The sequence below is a fragment of the Paraburkholderia sp. BCC1884 genome (assembly GCF_900996225.1).
Taxonomy (GTDB): Bacteria; Pseudomonadota; Gammaproteobacteria; order Burkholderiales; family Burkholderiaceae; genus Paraburkholderia.
Genome location: NZ_CAAJGL010000079.1, coordinates 703,293 through 724,439, shown reverse-complemented (window position 1 = coordinate 724,439; position 21,147 = coordinate 703,293). Strand labels below are relative to the sequence as shown.

General features: G+C 62.7%; 14 protein-coding genes. 4 read left to right on the top strand and 10 right to left on the bottom strand.

Annotated features, from left to right (window positions below):
* Nucleotides 1-117: 117 nt before the first annotated feature.
* Nucleotides 118-1,053, top strand: coding sequence for a LysR substrate-binding domain-containing protein (locus FQ705_RS18595; RefSeq protein ID WP_144143494.1), 936 nt, complete (start codon nt 118-120; stop codon nt 1,051-1,053).
* A gap of 33 nt (nt 1,054-1,086) precedes the next feature.
* On the opposite strand, the gene FQ705_RS18590 is transcribed toward FQ705_RS18595, so the two are convergent.
* The 4 genes from FQ705_RS18590 to aldA all read right to left on the bottom strand — a co-directional run bounded on the left by FQ705_RS18590 (nt 1,087) and on the right by aldA (nt 6,981).
* A complete protein-coding gene (locus FQ705_RS18590) occupies nt 1,087-2,748 on the bottom strand; it encodes a GMC family oxidoreductase (RefSeq protein ID WP_144143493.1) in 1,662 nt (553 codons plus the stop codon).
* A 72-nt stretch (nt 2,749-2,820) separates the two neighbouring features.
* Nucleotides 2,821-4,038 carry a mandelate racemase/muconate lactonizing enzyme family protein gene (locus FQ705_RS18585; RefSeq protein ID WP_144143492.1) on the bottom strand — a complete coding sequence of 406 codons (1,218 nt, stop codon included), beginning with the start codon at nt 4,036-4,038 and terminating at the stop codon, nt 2,821-2,823.
* Nucleotides 4,039-5,364, bottom strand: coding sequence for an MFS transporter (locus FQ705_RS18580; protein WP_144143491.1), 1,326 nt, complete (start codon nt 5,362-5,364; stop codon nt 4,039-4,041).
* A 174-nt stretch (nt 5,365-5,538) separates the two neighbouring features.
* Nucleotides 5,539-6,981, bottom strand: a complete 1,443-nt coding sequence (aldA, locus tag FQ705_RS18575) for an aldehyde dehydrogenase (protein WP_144143490.1) — start codon at nt 6,979-6,981, stop codon at nt 5,539-5,541.
* A 287-nt stretch (nt 6,982-7,268) separates the two neighbouring features.
* Here aldA and FQ705_RS18570 point away from each other — a divergent pair, with 287 nt between their 5' ends.
* The gene (locus FQ705_RS18570; RefSeq protein ID WP_144143489.1) at nt 7,269-8,426 is read left to right on the top strand and encodes a porin; all 1,158 of its coding nucleotides are present in this window, start codon (nt 7,269-7,271) and stop codon (nt 8,424-8,426) included.
* Nucleotides 8,427-8,528: 102 nt separating this feature from the next.
* On the opposite strand, the gene FQ705_RS18565 is transcribed toward FQ705_RS18570, so the two are convergent.
* The 4 genes from FQ705_RS18565 to nirB form a co-directional block, all read right to left on the bottom strand.
* On the bottom strand, nt 8,529-9,896 hold the full coding sequence (locus FQ705_RS18565; RefSeq protein WP_144143488.1) for an MFS transporter: 1,368 nt from the start codon (nt 9,894-9,896) through the stop codon (nt 8,529-8,531).
* A 174-nt stretch (nt 9,897-10,070) separates the two neighbouring features.
* The gene (locus FQ705_RS18560) at nt 10,071-14,267 is read right to left on the bottom strand and encodes a bifunctional nitrate reductase/sulfite reductase flavoprotein subunit alpha (RefSeq protein ID WP_144143487.1); all 4,197 of its coding nucleotides are present in this window, start codon (nt 14,265-14,267) and stop codon (nt 10,071-10,073) included.
* 17 nt (nt 14,268-14,284) lie between these two features.
* Entirely contained in the window at nt 14,285-14,638 is a 354-nt protein-coding gene (gene nirD, locus FQ705_RS18555; RefSeq protein WP_144143486.1) for a nitrite reductase small subunit NirD, read from the bottom strand.
* Between the two features lie 48 nt (nt 14,639-14,686).
* Nucleotides 14,687-17,227 (bottom strand): nitrite reductase large subunit NirB, encoded by a 2,541-nt coding sequence (gene nirB, locus FQ705_RS18550; RefSeq protein ID WP_144143485.1) that lies wholly within the window; start codon nt 17,225-17,227, stop codon nt 14,687-14,689.
* 644 nt (nt 17,228-17,871) lie between these two features.
* Between nirB and cobA the strand changes: the two genes are divergently transcribed.
* Together cobA and FQ705_RS18540 are read left to right on the top strand one after the other, a co-directional pair.
* Nucleotides 17,872-18,639 (top strand): uroporphyrinogen-III C-methyltransferase, encoded by a 768-nt coding sequence (gene cobA / locus FQ705_RS18545; RefSeq protein WP_144143484.1) that lies wholly within the window; start codon nt 17,872-17,874, stop codon nt 18,637-18,639.
* Between the two features lie 76 nt (nt 18,640-18,715).
* On the top strand, nt 18,716-19,096 hold the full coding sequence (locus FQ705_RS18540) for a response regulator (protein WP_144143483.1): 381 nt from the start codon (nt 18,716-18,718) through the stop codon (nt 19,094-19,096).
* A gap of 79 nt (nt 19,097-19,175) precedes the next feature.
* On the opposite strand, the gene FQ705_RS18535 is transcribed toward FQ705_RS18540, so the two are convergent.
* Both FQ705_RS18535 and glcC read right to left on the bottom strand, forming a co-directional pair.
* Nucleotides 19,176-20,054 (bottom strand): MOSC domain-containing protein, encoded by an 879-nt coding sequence (locus FQ705_RS18535; protein ID WP_144143482.1) that lies wholly within the window; start codon nt 20,052-20,054, stop codon nt 19,176-19,178.
* 100 nt (nt 20,055-20,154) lie between these two features.
* Entirely contained in the window at nt 20,155-20,922 is a 768-nt protein-coding gene (glcC, locus tag FQ705_RS18530; RefSeq protein ID WP_144143481.1) for a transcriptional regulator GlcC, read from the bottom strand.
* Nucleotides 20,923-21,147 lie beyond the last annotated feature (225 nt).

The window sequence follows — 21,147 nt, the reverse complement described above, 5'->3', positions numbered from 1 at the left end:
TTGTTTTTCTGGCTGGGTGGTTTGGGTTCTGGTCGAATTCGAAACAAAGTGCACCGCCACCGCCAGCTAAAATAACCCCACACCCAAAACCGCCCCCCAAAAACCTTGAAACGCAAAATGCCCGCGCTAAACGCGCTAAAAGCCTTTGAAGTCGCCGGCCGCACGGGCAGTTTCACCCGCGCAGCGGAACTGCTAAACGTCACGCAAAGCGCCGTCAGCCGACAAGTCCGCCAACTCGAGTCGCAACTCGGCGAAACCCTTCTGCAACGCCACCACCATCATCTGGAACTGTCGGCCGCCGGCCGCATGCTTCTGCAAGCGCTGCAACAGTCGTTCGACCGCATCGAACTCACCGTACGCAGCCTGCAGGAAAAAACCCACCGCAACCGTCTGCGCATCAACGCGCCTCCCACTTTCACCAGCCGCTGGCTGATGCCGCGTCTCGGGCGCCTGCGCGACGCCCATCCGCATCTCGAACTCAGCCTGTCGACCCGCGTCGACGACAACCTCGCCGAATCCGGCGTGCTCGATTGCGCCATCCGTTTCGGCAACGGCGAATGGGAAGGTTTCGACAACCGTCTGCTGATGAACGAGCGGCATATCGCCGTCTGCGCCCCCAGCCTGCTGGCCCGGCAGTCCGGCCGCGCCGCGATCGACCTGAATCAGTTCACGCTGCTGCACGTGCTCGCCAGCGCCGATCAGCGTTACCTCACCTGGCAACACTGGCTCAAGGCTGCCGGTATCGACAACGTCGACACACGCGGCGGCTACGAATTCGATCTGCTGGATCACGCGATCAGCGCGGCGATCGACGGGCTCGGTGTGACCATCGCCGACCGTCACATGATCGCCCGCGAACTGGCGGAGGGCCAACTCGTGCAAGTGCTCAACGTGCACGTGGACGGACATCAGTCGTACTGGCTCGTCACGCGCGCGGAACAGGACGATCTGCCTCACGTCGCGCTATTCCGCGACTGGCTGCAGCAGGAAATCTGGCTGAGCGAACGCGCGATCGATTCGTCGGAATCGGTGCCGTTGGGCGATCGGAGCTAGGTCACCGCGCCCTGGACCGCGCCTCTCTTCCCGTCAAGCCGCCGCAGCCAGTTCCGCCGCCTGCGGACGATGCGCAGCTTCACGCGCGGCATCTTCGAGAATCATCTCGGCGCCCTTCTCGGCCACCATCATCGTCGGTGCATTGATATTGCCCGAGGTGATGTTCGGGAAAATCGACGCATCGACCACGCGCAAGCCAGCGATACCATGCACGCGCAAGCGCGCGTCGACCACCGAGCTGCGCGGATCATCGCCCATCGCGCACGAGCCGCACAGGTGATAGATCGAACCCGACTGCTCGCGGAAGTACTGCAGGAACCCTTCGCGCGTATTCACCTGCGGCCCCGGCGAAATTTCCTCGACGGTAATGGCCTGCAGCGCCGGCGCGGCCATCACCTTGCGAACCAGTTCGCAGCCCTGGATGACCTCGTCGATATCCTTTTCCGTGGTCAGCGCGTTGATGCGAATCGTCGCCGCGTCTTCGGCACGATTCGACGCGATTTCGATCGAACCACGACTGGTCGGGCGGCACGGATTGAAGGCCAGCAAGAAGCCCGAATACGGTTCCGGCTCGAGATTCGCCTTGCTGCTCTTCGGAATCCGGTACGACAGCGGATTGAAGTACAACTGCAGATTCGGCTGCGCTTCGCGCTCGCTGCCCTTGAAAAAGCCACCCGACTGGTTCACGCTCATCGCGAGCGGTCCCTTGCGCGTGAAAATGTATTGCAGACCGAGCTTGAGCTTGCCGAGCAGCGGACGCATCTCGTCGTTCAGCGTCCTGATGTTCGCGCGATAGTAGAAGCTCACGCACAGATGGTCTTGCAGGTTTTGACCGACCGCGGGCAGTTCCTTGACCGTCGCGATGCGATGCTTTGCCAGCAGCGCGCTATCGCCCACGCCCGACAGTTGCAGCAACTTCGGCGAATCCACGGCGCCCGCCGAGAGAATCACTTCCCGGTTCGCCATAAATTGCCGCGTCGCGCCGTTTTGCGTGACGCTCACGCCGATCGCGCGCTGATTGCCGTCGAACAGCACACGGCTCGCCAACACGTCGCGCTCCACCGTCAGGTTCTTGCGGGTCAGCACCGGATGCAGATACTCGAAACTGCTGGACGAACGCTGGCCGTTACGCGTGTTCACGTCGTAGATGCCCGCGCCTTCGAATTGCGCGCCGTTAAAGTCGTCGCTGCGTTGGTAGCCGGCCTGCTCACAGCCGCGCAGGAACACGTGACAGATCGGATGCACATCGTCTTTCATCGGCGAGATGCGGATCGGGCCGTCTGCACCGTGATATTCCGTGTTGCCGAGCGGATGCGATTCGAGCTTGCGGAAATACGGCAACACGTCGCGAAACGTCCAACCCGCGTTGCCGGCCGCCGCCCAATCGTCGAAGTCGTGCGGCTGACCGCGCACATAGATCATCGCGTTGATCGAGCCCGAGCCGCCCTGCACCTTGCCGCGCGGACAATAGATCGGCCGGTTGTCGAGTTCCTTTTCCGGTTCGCTGTAATACATCCAGTTGTAGGTTTCGTTGTAGTACGTCTTGGTGAAACCCACCGGAATCCTGAACCAGAACGAGCTGTCCTTGCCGCCCGCTTCAAGCAGCAGCACCGAGTATTGGCCCGACGCGGACAAGCGGTTGGCGAGAATGCAGCCCGCCGATCCCGCGCCGACAATGATGTAATCGTAGTTCATGCTCTATGTCGCCAGACGGCGCTCAATCCATTGAATACTTTAAGCCAGAGTCACACCGGGTTCGAACCTGGCTCAACCTTTGGCCGGCGCGAGATCTTTCACGTCGACAGGCTGTGAAGCCATTTGCAGATGCAGACGCTCGCCTGTGTACGGCGTATGCGCCTTGACCACGTCCATATTCAACTCGACGCCGAGACCCGGTTCCTGCGACGGAATGATGTAGCCGTCTTCCCATTGAATCGGCTTCTTCAGCACAGCCGCATGGAAACCGTCCCACGTGCCGATGCTTTCCTGAATCAGAAAATTCGGCGTGCAGGTGGCGAGCTGAATGCTGGCCGCCGCGCCAATCGGTCCGTTGTAAAGGTGCGGCGCGATCTGTGCGTAATACACCTCGGCCAGCGTTGCCACCTTCTTCGCTTCGAGCAGGCCACCCACGCGCGCCACGTTCAATTGCAGAATCGACGCGGCGCCCGCTTCGAGCAGCTTGGAGAATTCGTACTTGGTGGTGAGACGCTCGCCTGCCGCGATCGGAATGCTGGTATGCCGGGCGACCTGCGCCATCGCGCCTTCCTGACCCGGCGGCACCGGTTCCTCGAACCACAGCGGATCGTATTTTTCGAGGCGTTTGGCGAGCCGGATCGCAGAGGACGGCACCATCTGACCATGCGTGCCGAACAGCAGATCCGCTTTGCTGCCGACGGCTTCGCGCACGCGGCGGCAGAAGGTCTCGCAGCGGTCCAGCACTTCCATCGACAGTTGATGACCCGAATAAGCGGTGTACGGACCCGCCGGATCGAACTTGACGGCGGTGAAGCCGCGCTCGACGTTCTCGACTGCACACTCGGCCGCAAGATCGGGATCGTCGTAGTCGTACTCGCCGCGGCTGTTCTTCGGATACAGGTACGTGTACGAACGCAGACGCCGGTTCACCATGCCGCCCAGCAACTCGTACACGGGCTTGTTGGCCGCCTTGCCGATGATGTCCCAGCACGCCATTTCCAGACCGCTGACGACGCCCATCATCGTCAGATCGGGGCGTTGCGTGAAACCGCTCGAATACGCTTCGCGCCAAAGCCGCTCGACGTGATGCGGATCGTGATCGAGCAGATAACGGCCAAACACATCGTCGATGATGGGCGTCATCGCTTTCGGATGGAACGTCGCGGAATAGATTTCGCCGACACCTTCAATCCCGCAATCGGTCTTGAGCTTGACGAAGATCCAGTACATGCCGCCCACGTGCGGCGGCGGTACGGCGACGATATGCGTTTCGAGCGAGACAACTTTCATTTACGCACCCTCTTTCCTGTTGAGCATGTTTTTCAGCGCAAGCCCGGCGAAACCGCCGAGCGCCGCCATGGCGGCGACATAGCCGAAATACAGTTGATAACCGAAGACGCCCGGGAACGTCTGCGTCAGATAGCCGTTGATGAGCGGCAGGAACACGTCCGGCGAATAACCCAGCACGGAGATGAGGCCGATGGCGAGGCCCATCGTGGTGACCGGAATGTTGCAGCGATCGAGCAGCGACCAGTACAGGCCGCGAATCGCGTACGTCAGAATGCCGATGAAGAGCACAAGGAACACCAGCAGCACGTGGCTCGAGATAAGCGGCGCGGCCATCAGACCCAGCAGGGAGATCGCCGCGAGAAACAACGCGATCACGAGCACCGAGACCTTCGAGTAACGGTCGCCGAGAAAACCGCCGCCGATGCCGCCGATCGGACGCATCCACAGCTTGAGTGTGGTGATCGTGCCGGCCATCACGACCGTCAGACCGATCTCGCCTTCGTGCAGATAGGCGGAGAAACTGTAGGTTGCCCAGAACACCTGATAGCCGCAGAACACGATCGCGGCGACGAGCCACAACTCGGGAATCTTCGCGAGCGTTTTCAGATCGACGAGCACGTTGTTGCGTTTGCGCGCGGCGCGATTGGCGGCGGCATCCTGGGTGCCTTGCGGGTCTTTGACGAGCGCGAGCACGACGCCCAACGCAATGCAAAGAAACGCGTACAGGTAGACGACCAGCCTGAAGCCGGCCGCGACCGTTTCCCCCTTCGTCTGCGTGACCCAGGCGAACAACGTGATCGCGATCGTGGCGAGCATCGCTTCGATCAGACCGCGGCCGCCGTCGAGCAAACCGAAGAAACGGCCTTGCTCGTGAGCGCCGGCGATCATCGTCACGCGCTTGATGACGGCGGCCCAGAAGGTCAAACCCGTCGACAGGCCCCAGCCGCCGAAAATCAGCATCAACACGTTGAACGACGGCGCGGTCGAATAGACCAGCCCAAGCGCGCCGGTGGCGATCAACGAAAAGCAGATCAGCAGACGCGGTGCGATGCGGTCCGCGAGCCAGCCGCTCGGCAGGTAACTCAGCAGAAAAATCGTGCCCAGCGACGAATATAGATAGCCCAGCTGGCTATCGGTGATGTGGAACACTTCGAGCATCGTCGGCTGATACACCTGCCGCAGATACAGAATCGGATAGATGGCGCCGGCTGCGATGACCAGCAGCACCAGCTGGATATAGCGTTGCGTCTTGCTGTTTTGCAAGGCGGCTTCGGCGTCGCTGGACGCGAGCGAAGCCTGAGTGCTTTGGACGGGTTGGGATGACACGAATGCGCTCCTGGGAGACACAGCGCCGGTCTGCCGGACCGCCGGGTCTCCAATATGTTTTGTTATGGGTTGGCAGCGTGTTCGCTGCGGTTTTACAGGGTGACGAACTGCGGTTTTAAAAAAGACGCGCGCCTCCTGGATCGATCATTCAGGACGACGCGCGCCGATTCAGCTTCAGTACTTCATGACCACGAGGCGGGTCTGGGTGAATTCGAGCATGCCGTGTTTGCCGTCGTCGCCGCCGAGGCCGGAACGCTTCCAGCCGGCGTGAAAACCTTGATACGGATCGGCCGGCGTACGGTTCACATACAACTCGCCTGCTTCGATACCGTTGGCGACTTTCATCGCCGCGCGATAGTTCTCCGTGTACAGCACCGACGACAAACCGAACTGGTGGTCATTGGCCATTTCCAGTGCTTCGTCCAGCGTGCGGTATTTGACGACCGGCATGATCGGACCGAAGGTTTCTTCCTGGATGATTTCCATGTCCTGACCGCAGTTCGACAGCAACGTGGCCGGATAGAAAAAGCCCTTGCCGTCACCCGTGGGCAGCTTGCCGCCGGTTTCGAGCCTGGCGCCTTCTGCAACGGCGCGCTCGACCATCGCGTGAATCGATTGGCGCGAAGCTTCGTTGACGAGCGGCCCCATCAGCGAGGGTTGTTCGCTGCGGTCGCCGAATTCGACTGCGCTCATGTGCTGCCTGAGCAGCGCGACGAAGCGGTCATGCACGCTTTCCTGCACGTACACACGTTCGATCGCCGTGCACAACTGGCCGCAGTGCGTGGTTTTGGACGCCACCAGGTCGCGCGCGGCCTTCTCCAGATCGGCGTCGGCCTCGATGATCGCGGGCGTCTTGCCGCCCAGTTCGAGCGACGGCTTGGCGATGTTCGCCTTGCAGTAGTCGAGCACCTTGCGACCGGCGCCAACGCTACCCGTCAGCGTAATCATGCCGACCTTGGGATGCGTGCAAAGCGCTTCGGCGGTAGCGTGATTCATCGCGAGAATGTTGACGACGCCTGCGGGTAAGCCGGCTTTCTCGACCGCCCTGGCGATTTCGAATGCGGAGGTCGGCGTGTTGTTGCTCGGACGCACGACGACTGTGTTACCGGCGATCAGCGCCGGCGCCACTTTGCGCATGAACGTGTAGACGGGGTAATTGAACGGAATCAGACAGGCCACCACGCCGATCGGCTCGCGATGCAGCACGAGGTTTTCGTCGGGCGTGTCGCTCGGAATCACTTCGCCTTCGATACGCCGCGCCCACTCGGCGTGATAACGCGTGATCTGGCCGGCGTAGATGGCCTCGTTGGTGGCGTCGGCGACGCTCTTGCCCGACTCCAGCGCGAGCGCTGCGCCGATGGCGGGCGCGCAGTCGGTCAGCGCCTCGGCAAGCTTGTGCAGATAGGTGGCACGCTCGGCGGACGGCAGCTTGCGCCAGCTTTTCTGCGCGACGGCGGCGGCGTCCACGGCGGCGATGGCTTCCGCCTGGGTCGCGCCCGTCACGTGAGCAATCACGGCCTCGGTGGCCGGGTTGTAGACGGCGATGAGCTCGCTGCTAGCGGAATCGGCAGCCGGTTCGATGAACCGTCCGTTAGCGAAATTGCGGTCGAGTCGCATGGTCGTCTCCTGAATGTCGTGGTGCGAAAACGCATTGCCTTTGGCTATCGGCGACATGCCAAAGGTGCATGGATGGAATTTTTCCCCTCCCCACCAACGCCCACAAGCGAATAATTCGCGGGACAAACATTCAAAAAAATCACGTTTATCCAGGGATGTGCCTCATACGCGATCAGCCTTTCGAAATAGCAGAATCCGGGCTTCGCCAAAAAAAGCAGCGGTCTTCGACTGGCTTCGAATTTCTTCGGAACAGGCCGTCCGCTCACTACCAACGTCTGGAGCTCTTGATGAAAAAGCATTGCTTCGCCACCGCCGCCTTGAGCGCACTCGCCTCACTGGCCGCCTTGTCCGCGTTTGCCCAGAGCAGCGTGACCCTGTACGGCGTGCTCGACGAGGGGATCGACTACACCAACAACGCCGGGCACGGCGCGGTCTGGGAGATGGCCAGCGGCTATGCGCAAGGCAGCCGCTGGGGCATGAAGGGGTCGGAGGATCTGGGCGGCGGCATGAAGGCGGTGTTCCAGCTGGAAAACGGCTTCGACGTGAGCTCGGGAAGGCTCGGCCAGGGCGGCCGCATGTTCGGCCGCCAGGCCTATGTGGGCCTGAGCGACAGCCGGTTCGGCACGGTCACGCTTGGGCGCCAGTACGACTCGGTAGTCGATTACCTCGCGCAGACCACGGCGAACGGCAACTGGGCGGGTTACCTGTTCGCCCATCCGTACGACAACGACAATACCGACAACTCGTTCCGCCTCGGCAATAGCGTGAAATACGCGAGCCCGGAGATGGGCGGCTTCCAGTTCGGTGGCGTCTACAGCTTCAGCAACGACACGAACTTCGCGAACAACCGCGCGTATAGCTTCGGCGGTCAGTATGCGAATGGCGGCTTGCTCGTCGCGGCGGCGTACATGCAGGCAGACAATCCGGGCGTGGGGTCGACGGGCGCGATCACGGCGAACGACGCGAGCTTCATTGCCGGACGCATGCGGGTGTTCGGCGGCGGCATCAACTATACGTTCGGTTCGGCAACGGCCGGCTTTGCCTATACCAACTCGAACTACAGGAATCCGACCGGCAACGGCTATATCGGCATTCCGCTGGCCGCGGCCGGCGTCGAACTGAATACGCTCAGGTATCAGAACTTCGAAGTGAACGGCAAGTACCAGTTCACGCCGGCCTTCTTCGTCGGCGCGCAGTATGTGTACACGATGGAAAACTACGACGCGTCCTCAGGCAGCGTGAAGCCGAAGATTCACTCGGTCGGCTTGATGGCGGACTACAACCTGTCGCAGCGCACGGACGTGTATGTGCAGGGCGAGTATCAGAAGGTCGCGGGCGACTCGACCCACTCGATTCTCGACGCTGCGTTCATTCCGGGTACGCAGGCGCCGTCGTCGACGGGCACGCAGTTGGCCGTGCGGCTGGCGCTGCGGCATAAGTTTTAAGGCGCGCTGTATTGCTGTTTAAACGCGGGTGCCGTGGGCGTGCTGCCCAAGGCGCCCCGCGCGCCACACTTCCGGGGATGCATCGGCAAGAGCCGTGCAGCCTTACTCCGTCGCGTGAGCGTGCATCACTCCGGTTTGCATCGACCACGCCATCCACGGGCGACGCAGCGCGACGATCGCAAGAAACGCACACGCAGCCAGCGCGCCGAAGGTCGCAAAACCCATCTGATAACTGCCGGTGCTTTCCTTAGCGATGCCCATCACGACCGGCAGATAAAAGCCGCCGATGCCACCCGCGGCGCCGACGATCCCCGACATCAATCCCGTGCGGCCCGCCCAGCGATGCGGCACCAGCTGGAAGGTCGCGCCGTTGCCGAGGCCGAAAGCCACGTAGAGGCACAACAGCAAGGCAATGCCTCCCGCCATCGCAGGCATCATGGCAGCGAACACGAAGTCGCATAGCGAGATGATCGCCAGCAGGAAGGTCAGCGCGCGCACGCCCGACACCTTATCGGCGATCAGTCCGCCGAGCGGGCGCACCATCGCGCCGGTCGCGGCGAGCAACGCCATGAACAGGCCCGCGTCGATCTTCGAGAGCTGATAGAGATTGGTCAGCAGCAGCGTCACATACGAGGACATGCCGACGAAGCCGCCGAAGGTAATGCTGTACACCAGCATGATCGCCCACGTGTCACGCTCCGTCAGTACCGCGCGATAACGCTTGGGCAGCACCGCGATCGCCAGCAGCGCGCCGATCACCGGCAACAGCAGCACACCGGTCTTGCCCGAGCCGAACATGCCGGCTTCGACGAGCAACACGAGCACGATCAAACCAGCCAGCGTCACCGCGAAGCTGCCGAATGCGCGCCGCACGCTACCCGACTTGATACCCGTATCGTTGGCCCAGAAGTACAGCGTAATCGCGGCAATCGCGAGTAGAGGCAGCGCACCGCCCGCGGCCATTTGCCAGCCGTAGTGGGTGGCCAGTTGCGGGAACAGAAAGCCGTCGAGCACCGCGCCGATATTGCCGGCCGCGGCCAGACCGAGCACGAGCCCCTGCACCTTCGGCGGATAGTTGCTGCCCGCCATCGGCAACGCCACCGCGAAACTCGCGCCACCCACGCCGAGGAACACGCCCAGCACCAGCAGCAAGGTGTATGACGGCACGAACGGCAACAGCGGCAGCACGATGGTCGGCACGGCGGACAGCAACACCCCCATCAGCGCAATCCGCTTGCCGTGCGCGGACTGATACAGATTGCCCAGCGTCACGCGCAGAATCGCCGCCGACAACACCGGCACGGCCACCAGCAAACCCTGCTGCGCCGGCGTCATCGCAATGCTCTTGCTGATGAACGGTGCGAGCGGTCCGTACAGCACCCAGACGGTGAAACCGGTGTCGAAATAGAGGAAGCACGCCACCAGCGCGCGCCAGTCCCCACTCTTTAGGGAGCTCATTACGTTTTTCATCAGACATCCTCACAAAACTGATTGTTCATCTCTCCGGCGGATTGCGCCGCGCGCGACGCACCGAAATGATGACGATGTTGAAAACCGGCCTGAACATGCAACCTCCATGCCATTCGGATTCGTCCGGGTCCGTCTTTTTGAAGCAAGCTGCGTACTCTCTGAAACTTGAAACTGTCAATAGACGTCGCGTGCGTAGCGCTTGTCGCGCGCGAGACGGCTCACGTAGTCGAGCGCCTTGTCGTCGCTCATGCCGCCATGTCGCGCGATCACTTCCTTGAGCGCCGTATCGACGTCCTTCGCCATGCGATTCGCGTCGCCGCACACATAGAAGTGCGCGCCGTCTTCGAGCCACGACCACAGTTGCGCGCCCTGCTCGCGCATGCGGTCCTGCACGTAGATCTTGTCGGCCTGGTCGCGTGAGAACGCGACGTCGAGTCGTGTCAGGACACCGCTGTCGCGCATCGCTTCGAGTTCGTCGCGATAGTAAAAATCGGTGGCTGCATGCTGCTCGCCGAAGAACAGCCAGTTGCGGCCCTTGTCGCCGCGTGCACGCCGCTCGTGCAGGAAGCCGCGAAACGGTGCAACGCCGGTGCCGGGACCGACCATGATCACTGGCGTGTCGGCGCTGTGCGGCGGGCGGAAATGCGCGGACTTCTGGACGAACACCGGCACGTTGGCTTCGGCGGCGCGGTCGGCGAGAAAAGTCGACGACACGCCTTTGCGATGACGCCGGCCGTTGCCGTAACGCACGGCGCAAACCGTCAGATGAACTTCACCGGGATGCGCCTTCGGGCTCGAGGCGATCGAATAAAGACGCGGCTGCAGACGCTTGAGCATGCCGGTCAGTTCAGTGGCTGTGAGGCTGACGGGAAATTCGTGTAATACATCGGCGAGTTGCTGCCCCCACAACCAGTTTTTCAGGTCGGCCTTGCGCTCGGGTTTCAGCAGTTCGCGGAGCACGCCGTGGTTGCTGCGCGCCGCGATGAACGCGAGCGCATCGGCGCTGGGACGCGCGATCTCGTAGTGTTTGCCGAGCGCGTCGGCAAGGCCCATCTCGCCCGCGCCTGCGACGTGCACCGGGGTGTCGGCGCTCAGGCGGCTCAAACCGAGTAGTTCGTCGACCAGTTCGGGACAGTTGCTCGGCCACACGCCCAGCGCATCGCCCGCTTCGTATTCGAGGCCGCAATCCGCTGTATCGAGCGAGAAATAACGCGTATCTTTCGCCGCGCCCTGCTTGTTCAGTCGCAGATTGCTGACGAGGCGCGACGCTGCCGGTTGCATCTTGCTCGGTACGACACCCGGCACCACGGCGTTGATCATGCCGTCCGGCGGCACGGCATGTAGCGCGGCGTCTTCCTCTTTGATGCGCAGGATGATTTGCTCGAGCCACGCGTCGGCACTCTCCTGGTATTCGCCGTCGCAATCGACGCGCTCCATCAGACGCAACGCGCCCTGCGTGGCGAGTCGCTCGTCGAGGCGGCGACCGTGGCCGCAGAACTGATCGTAATTGCGGTCGCCCAGCGCGAGCACCGCGAACCGCACGCCCTCCAGACGCGGTGCGTTCTCCGTGTTCAATTCAGTCCAGAAACTTTGTGCGTTGTCCGGCGGATCGCCGTCACCGAACGTGCTCGACATCAGCAACACGTATTGCGCTTTGACGAGCGATGCGGCCGGATAGTCCGACATGCACGAGGTGCGGATTTCGAAGCCCGACTCCATCAACCGCGTGGCATAGCGTTCCGTGAGCGATTCGGTGTTGCCGGTTTGCGACGCCCACAGCAAGGTCACCTTGGGCCGCGCGCGCACGATGCGCACGCCAGACGCCTGCACGGGCTCGGCCGCGGTCAGCGGGCCGGCCGCCGTCGCCGCGAGCTTCCCGCCACGGCTGTACAGACCCGCCAGCAAACCGTCCACGTAGAGCCGATTCGTCGTGTCGAACGGTGCGTGCGGCGGCAGCATCGGGACGCCCTCGATTCCCTGCGACTCCGCGGAACGCAAGCCGCTGACGAAACCGGCCAGATAGGTACGCTGCGCATCCGCGAAAGAAGGCGCGGGCGTCGATGGCAATTGCAGAAGCGTCGTGAGTGCGTCGATACGCGGCATGGTCGGCTCCTCGGCGCTCGCCGTGATGATGTTCGCTGACGCGGCACTCGCGGCACTCGCGGTTGCGTCAGTGAGCGTCGCATCGTCGCCGTGTGAAACCGGTTCGACGACGTCGACACGAATCAGGCTCAGCGCTACTGCGCAGAACTTGAGTTCGGGTTGCTGCGAAACCGGATCGATGGCGTCGCTCGTCACCGCGTTGATGCACAGGTCGTCGCCGAATACGTCGTTCCAGTGCATCGGCGCGAAGCAGTTGCCCGCGCTCACGCGTTCGGTCACGACAGCGGGCAGCACCGCGCGGCCACGGCGTGAACGGATCTCGACAGGGTCTTTCGGCTTGATGCCGAGCGTGGCCGCGTCTTCGGGATGAATCTCGACGAACGGCCCCGGATTCAGCTTGTTGAGCATCGCGACCTTGCCGGTCTTGGTCATCGTGTGCCATTGATGCTGCAGGCGGCCCGTGTTCAGGACGATCGGAAACTCACGGTCGGGCAATTCGGCGGGAGCCGCATAAGCCCGCGCGAAAAAAGTGGCGCGTCCGCTTGCCGTCGGGAAAAGGAGCCGTGGACGCGTGCCGTCGGGCAAGGTCTTCAACGTCTGACTCACGCCGTCGTTGAGATAACGCACCGGGTTGCGATCGGCGCCGGCGTCACTCGCAAGCGGCCATTGCAACGGCGTATTGCGCAGACGGCGATGGCTCGCGCCGCGTAAGTCGTAACCGGTCCTGGGGTTCGAGAAGCCCGTGATTTCCTCGAACACTTCCTCGGCGCTCGCATAACTGAACGCCTCGGCGAAGCCCATTTCACACGCGACGCGCGCAATGATCTGCCAGTCGGGCAACGCGGCGCCGGGCGGCTCGACGCCCTTTTGCATCAGCGTCAGATTGCGCTCGGAGTTGATCATCACGCCTTCCGCTTCGGCCCACAGCGCGCCGGGCAGCAAGACGTCGGCATAGCGGTTGGTCTCGGTGTCGAGAAAAGCGTCCTGCGCAATCACCAGTTCGGCCGCGCTCAGCCCCGCCATTGCGTTCTGACGATTCGCCACGCTCGCCACCGGGTTCGTGCAGATGATCCAGCACGCCTTGATCTCGCCCGCGGCCATGCGCGTGAACATGTCGATCGTGCCGTTGCCGGCGTCGGGCTTCAGCGTGCCCGCCGGAATGCCCCAGCGGGTCTCGACGAAGGCGCGATCTTCTTCGACCAGCACGGAACGTTGACCCGGCAAACCGGGCCCCATGTAGCCCATTTCGCGTCCGCCCATCGCATTGGGCTGACCGGTCAGCGAAAACGGGCCGCTGCCGCGGCGGCAGATCTTGCCCGTCGCCAGATGCAGATTGCAGATCGCGTTGGTGTGCCACGTGCCATGCGTGCTTTGATTCAGACCCATGGTCCAGCAGCTGATCCATTCCTTTGCGGCGCCGATCATCTGCGCGGCGCGGCGAATCTCATCCACGGAAAGGCCGGTGATCTGCGCGACTTTCCCGGGCGTATAGTCCGCGAGGAAGGCAGGCATCGCGTCCCAGCCTTCGGTGGCTTCGGCGATGAAATTGCTATCCGTCTGGCCGTTTTCGTGCAGCAGATGCAGGAGGCCGTTGAGCAACGCGAGATCGGTGCCCGGTTTGATCTGCAGGAACAGATCGGCCTTCTCCGCCGTCGTATTGCGGCGCGGATCGACCACGATCAGCTTTGCGCCCGCCTTGACACGATCCATCATGCGCAGGAACAGAATCGGGTGACAGTCGGCCATATTCGCGCCGATCACGAAGAACAGGTCGGCGTGATCGATGTCTTCGTACGACCCTGGCGGCCCGTCCGCACCGAGCGAGAGTTTGTAGCCGCTGCCCGCACTCGCCATGCACAGGCGCGAATTCGATTCGATGTTATTGGTGCCGACAAAACCCTTGGCGAGTTTGTTGACGAGGTACTGCGCCTCGATCGACATCTGCCCGGAGACGTAGAACGACAAGGCGTCCGGTCCATGCTGGTCGAGCAGACCGCGCAAACGCGCGGCCGTCGTGCTGATCGCCTGCGCCATCGGCAGGGGCACGGGGTCCTGGCCGCGCGCATGGCGCACGAACGCGTCTTCGAGACGTCCGGACTTGCGCAACGCGACGTGCGCCGACTGCCCTTTCGTGCACAAGCGCCCGAAGTTGGCCGGGTGCTCCTTGTCGCCGGCGATCTTCACCACCTGCCCGTCTTCGACGTGCAGCACCATGCCGCAGCCGACGCCGCAGTAGGGGCACACGGTTTTCACGGTAGACGGGGACATGTCGGGCAACCAGCGCGTTAAACCGCGACCCACACCTGGCCGTTTTCCACCCGCGCGGCAAACGCGCTGACGGAATACGCCGGTGTCTCGAGGCATTCGCCGGTACGCAGATCGAAGTGATGCTTGTAGATCGGCGAGGCGACCACGACGCGTTCACCGAGGCTGCCGATCAGCCCGCGCGAGAGCACGGCGGCCTGCGAGCCCGGATCGAAATTGCCGATCGCATACACGGCCGCCGGCGCGTCGCCCTTGTCCACATGAAAAACCGCGACCTGTTCGCCGTTGACGAGCGCGCAGACGCCCGTGTTGGGGACGATTTCGTCGAGCGGGCAAATGGCTGTCCAGTCGTGCGGCAAGCGGTCGTTGTTCATGGCGGAAGTCCTCGGTAAATGACACACGGCGTGGCGTGGCGTGAAAAACTAAACGGTCTCGACCACGACCGGAATCGCGATGAGTCTCGATTGGCGCTCGGCGGCTGTCGCCGGGCGAATCTGCCCGCGCTCCTCGACAAAGCTCACATTGCTATCGGCCTCGCCGCTGTTGACGAAATGGCGGAAGCGCTTGCGTGTTTCGGGATCGGTGACGGCTTTCTTCCATTCACACTCGTAGGTGTCGACCACATGCTGCAGTTCCGTTTCGAGTTCGGCGGCCACACCCAGGCGATCGTTCACGACCACGTCGATCAGGTACTGAAGCCCGCCTTCGAGGTTGTCGCGCCACACGCTGGTGCGCTGCAAACGGTCGGCCGTGCGCACGTAGAACATCAGGAAGCGGTCGATATAACGCACCAGCGTTTCCTTATCGAGGTCCGACGCGAGCAGTTCGGCGTGACGCGGTTTCATCCCGCCATTGCCGCAGACGTAGAGGTTCCAGCCTTTTTCGGTAGCGATGATGCCGACGTCCTTGCCCTGCGCTTCGGCGCACTCGCGTGTGCAGCCCGACACGCCGAACTTGATCTTGTGCGGCGTGCGCAGACCCTTGTAGCGGTTCTCGATCTCCACCGCGAGACCCACCGAATCGCCGACGCCGTAGCGGCACCATGTCGAGCCGACGCACGATTTCACCGTGCGCAGCGACTTGCCGTACGCATGGCCGGATTCGAAACCGGCCGCGATCAGTTCTTCCCAGATGAACGGCAGTTGCTCGACGCGCGCGCCAAACAGATCGACGCGCTGACCGCCGGTGATCTTGGTATAGAGACCGTATTTCTTCGCGACCTGGCCCACGGCGATCAAACCGTCCGGCGTCACCTCGCCGCCTGCCATGCGCGGCACGACGGAATACGTGCCGTCGCGCTGGATATTGGCGAGGTAGTAATCGTTGGTGTCCTGCAGCGAGGCATGCTCTTTCTTCAACACGAATTCGTTCCAGCACGAGGCGAGAATGCTCGCCGCCACCGGCTTGCAGATATCGCAGCCGAGGCCGTGACCGTGTCTGGCGAGCAGTTCGGGGAAGCTGCGCACGCCTTCCACGCGCACCAGGTGATACAACTCCTGACGCGAATACGGAAAGTGCTCGCAAACATGGTTGTTGACCGCAAGGCCCTGCTTTTTCATCTCGGCCTTCATCACCTGCGTGACGAGCGGCACGCAGCCGCCGCACGAGGTTCCTGCGCTGGTCGCGCATTTGAGCGCGCCGATGTCGGTCGCGCCCGCGCACACCGCCGCGCACAGCTCGCCCTTCGAGACGTTGTTGCAGGAACAGATTTGCGCGCTCGCGGGCAAGGCTTCGATGCCGAGCGCGGGTTTTGCGTTGCCGTCGGCTTGCGGCAGGATCAGAAACTCCGGCGCTTCCGGCAGTTCGATGCGGTTGAGCATCATCTGCAGCAGCGTGCCGTATTCGCTCGCGTCGCCGACCATCACGCCGCCGAGCAGATACTTGCCGCATTCGGACACCACCAGCTTTTTGTAGACCTGCTTGCGTTCGTCGCTGAACTGATAGGCGCGGCTGCCCGGCGTGTTGCCATGCGCGTCGCCGATGCTCGCCACGTCCACGCCCATCAGCTTGAGTTTGGTGCTCATGTCGGCACCGGCGAATTCCGCCGGATCGCCGAACAACTGCTTCGCCACCGCGCGCGCCATCTCGTAGCCGGGTGCAACCAGACCGAACAGTTGACCGTTCCACAGCGCGCACTCGCCGATCGCGTAGATGTGCGGGTCGCTCGTGCGGCAAGCGTTGTCGATCACGATGCCGCCACGCGCGCCGAGCGTCAGGCCGCTTTCGCGCGCGAGGTCGTCACGCGGACGGATGCCCGCGGAGAACACGATCATGTCGGTGTCGAGGTGACTGCCGTCCGCGAACTGCATACGGTGCGTACCCGCTTCGCCGTCGACGATCGCCGTGGTGTTTTTCTGTGTGTGCACGCTTACGCCCAGCTCTTCGATCTTCGTGCGCAACACGCGGCCACCGCCCTCGTCCACCTGAACGGCCATCAGGCGCGGCGCGAATTCGACCACGCTGGTTTGCAGCCCCATGTCGCGCAACGCCTTCGCGCATTCGAGACCGAGCAGGCCGCCGCCTACCACCGTGCCCGTCTTCGAGCGCGCGCCACATTCCTGCATCGCTTCGAGGTCGTCGATGGTTCGGTACACGAAACAATCGGCGCGTTCGCGGCCCTGCACGGGCGGCACGAACGGAAAGGAACCGGTGGCGAACACCAGCTTGTCGTACGGCAGGGTCTCGCCGGTCGACACGGTCACGATGCGCGCCTCGCGATCGATCGACACGGCCTTTGCATTGAGCTTGAGCAGCACGTTCTGACGTTCGAAGAAACCCGGTTCGACGAGCGAGAGATCAGCGGCGGTCTTGCCCGCGAAAAATTCCGACAGATGCACGCGGTCGTAGGCCGGTCGCGATTCTTCGCACAGCACGGTGATGTCGAGGCCGTGCGCGGCGTCCTGCGCCAGGCATTCCACCAGTTTGTGGCCGACCATCCCGTGACCGATAACGATGATTTTCATGACCGCGGTTCCTCAGTGTGCTGGGCTTCGAACGCCGCCGCCGTGGGGCATCGGGCGAAAGCGATTCCGGAAATAAAAACGGCGTCCCGCGAAGCCAGTCGATGACTGGATTCAGGGGACGCCGTTGTCCTGATCTGTACTTCGGCGAGTGCTTTGTGTTGCACCCGCACCGGATCCACGTTGATCCGACGGGTAGGCCTTATGCAAGGCCTATGCCAATCTCATGAATTACCGTCTGAAATGCCGTATCACGGTGCTTTGCGACGAATGGAGCAGCCGCACGAAGCGACACTCGCGCGGCTTGTTTCGATGCACGCAGGCACAGGCATAGTGCAACGCAGCACTACGTGCGTGCGAAAAGGAATAGCGTGAGCGCCGCAATGGATGCGCGTTCGGCTGGCTTCTTTCAGCGCGCCAGCAGACAGAACGTGGAAATAGGCACACCGCGTCGCGGGTTGGCGTGGACCTTGCATCGATACGTGGGAATCAGGTTGCGTCACAACGCGGTGACGTAACACGACGAATCGACCAGGCAGTACACGGACAACGGCGTCCCCTCGTGAGCTTCACGAGCGGACGCCGTTTTTTATTGGACGTCGATGCATCGATTTGCATCGGTCAACACCAAGGCAAAGGACACTGCGATGAAGACGAACACCGGCAAGGTCACGCTATTGAGCGCCGGCCCCGGCGAGCTCGATCTGCTCACGCTGAAGGCCGCAAAAGTGCTGGCGGCCGCTGACGTGGTGCTGCTCGACGACCTCGCGAACCCCGACATCGTGACGCTCGCCCCACGCGCGCGCGTGATTCGCGTCGGCAAACGCGGCGGTTGCCGCTCGACACCTCAGGCGTTTATCGAGCGCCTGATGCGACGTTACGCGCTCAAAGGGCTGCACGTGGTGCGGGTCAAGGGCGGCGAGGCCTTGCTGTTCGGACGCGCGGGTGAAGAACTGACGGCTTTGCGCGACGCCGGTATCGAAGTGGAGATCGTCAATGGCATTTCGTCCGGGTTTGCAGCTGCCGCGGGACTCGGCATTTCACTGACTCACCGCCGTCATTGCAACGGTGTGAGTTTTGTCACCGCCCATACGGAGGATCATGGCGAGCCGAACTGGGCCGCGTTGGCCGCCACCCGCATGACATTGGCTATCTATATGGGGATGCGGCGCATCGAGCAGATCGCCACGGCCTTGCTGGCGAGCTTGCCCGCCGACACGCCAGCGGCCGTCGTGCAATGGGCCGGCGGGGTCGATGAACGAAGACTGGTCACGCGCCTCGATCGGCTCGCCGCCGAGGCGACGCGCGCGGGTTTCGGCAGTCCGGCGGTGATTCTGGTCGGCGGCGCGATTGGCGAGGCTGTCGGGCAAGCCGGCGCAACCTTGGCACGCGAGCGGATTGCACAGGCGGCCTGACACGCGAAATATTGAGGCTGGGTTTTATCGGGACCTCAAATTGCTCACCATCAGGAACACAACCAGGGGGAGCGGGATGCCACATTTCGAAGCAGCACGCCTGCTAATCGCCGACGACGACGCCGATCTGCTAGCCGCCTACGCGCTGTTCTTCAGCGCCCACGGTTTCGACGTGCGCACGGCAGGCAACGGACTCGACGCGCTCGCGCAGTATTGCGCGTGGCACCCGGCGGCGGCCTTGCTCGATGTCGAGATGCCGCGCCTCGACGGACGCGCGGTTGCGCGGCGCATCCGTTACGTGGCCGACGTGCCGGAGCCGATGCTGGTCGCCGTCAGCGGCCTCGAGCGCGCCGACGAAAAGACTGCTTCGCTGAGGTCCGGCTTCGACCATCATTTCGTCAAGCCGGCACCCATGCCGGAAATTCTTGCAGCCTTGAGCGGCAAAGTGCGGCATTGATGTCGTGCCGAACTACGGCCTTGAGCTGCGCTCGAGTGCTTTTTCTTCGCCGTTCGAATTGCTGTTCTTAAGCGTTTTTTCAATCGCCGAAGCCCAATTCCGCCTCGACCGCCTGCCCCACCCGCAGCCAGACTCCGGCGCCGCGCGCGACCAGCGCGTTATTGCCGAAGGTGATCGCGCCGTTGAACTGCGGGTTGCCCCGATACACGCTCATCGTGTCGGTCGGCTCGTTTGGCCAGTGAGGATTGGGCGCGCCGGTCGCCTGATCGACGGTCGGCAAGGGACAGCGCGTGCACGGCTTGACGAGTTGCAACTGCACGGCCGCGCCGTCTGCTTCGCCGTCCACGCTCAGCGTCTCCACGTAGTCTTCTTCGTACGCTTCGAGGCCGCTCAACACGAGATTGGGACGAAACCGATCGATGGGAATCGACGGCGCGCCCTTGCTGTTCAAACGCGTATTCAGATCGTCGAGCGAGGCCTGGCCGATCACCAGCAGCGGAAAACCGTCCGCGAAATGGGTCGTGGCGCCGCCCACGCTGGTCGTGTAGTCAGGATCGACGACGCGCTCGCCCTCGGGATCGAAACGCAGAAGCCGCGCCGGCACGCCGAGAAAGCTCGAAAACCACACGGCGCTCGCTTCGCCCGTGTCGAGTCCGTAGGCTGCATCGCGCCAGACCCGCGTCTCGACCTTGTGCGTTGAAGCAAGTTGTGCGGCGTCGAGCGGCGTGCGCAATTCGCTCATGCCGGGCGCGCGAATCACCAGCTCCGTGTCGGCGAGTTCGACCGCGATCAGCGCCATGCGCGGATACTTGCGCTGCGTGAGCATGGCGCCGGCCGGGTCGGTCACCATCCAGTAACGGTCGTATTCGAGGCCGGTGGCAAGCAGACGCGCTTCGTGCAGCGCAATGCCGGCACAAGATTTGATCGGATAAACGAAAAGCTCGCTGATGGTCGGCATGATCTCAATACGCGTGAAGTGCATGTGAATGCTTGGGTTCGAGGCTCGATTGTAAGGCGCATCAAATCAGGCCGTTGATTCAAGCTGCTAGATCAAGCTGTCATTCCCAGCCTTCCAGCCGCAATGTCGCGCGCACGAGTCGTTGTTCTTCCTGCTCGATTTCGCGCAGATTGGCGCACACGCTGTCGACATGGTTGGTGGCCGCCTTGCGCGCCTGGTCGGGCAGCTTGCCGGTCACTGCGTTGTAGAGCCGCGCGTGTTGCCGGTCGATCACCTTCTTTTGCGGCTCGCGGTGATAGAGATTGTTGACCGACGCAAACACCGAACTCAGCAGCAGATCGGTCAGCGAACTCAAGGTATGGACCAGCACTGGGTTATGCGATGCCTCGCAGATCGCGAGATGAAACGCGTGATCGAGTCGCGCATGCGTCGACGCACTCGTCTCGGCGCCGTGCGCCGCGATCATTTCCTCGTAGCGCCGCGTAATCATCACAAAGTCGGCGGGCGTACCGCGCAGCGCCGCGAGTCGTGCCGATTCGCCTTCGAGCAAAGCGCGCACTTCGAACAGGTCGTAAAGCGTGCGCGGTTGCGAGCCGAGCAGATGCATCATCGGCGTGAGCGCCGGTTGCACGGTAAGGCTCGCGACGAACGAGCCCCTGCCGTGCGACGTCTCGATGATGCCGCGCGCCCGCAGCAGCTTGAGGCCTTCACGCAACGCCGTGCGCGACACGCCGAGCTTGTCTGTCAGACGCCGCTCGGAAGGCAACGCCTGGCCGGTTTTCAGCACGCCGTCGACGATCAGGCGCTCGATGCGTTCGGCCACCACGTCCGCGACCTGGCGCGGGCTCTCCTGATCCGCTATTTGCATTGCTTGTCCCAACTGGTATGACCACTTTTTAATCCTATCACGTGGCTTCTGCACGCAGGTCGTGTGAGTCATGTTTGATCGTGTTTTCGGCCACTTTTCTCCAACAACTCGCTTTCAAAAACTGGTACGACCACTGGCCGTGAGCCTCGACACCCCGCTTCATACCCGCAACAATCCCATGGGACACACGCCCGCGCGCCCGAATCCCCTGGATTCCCGCCAGAT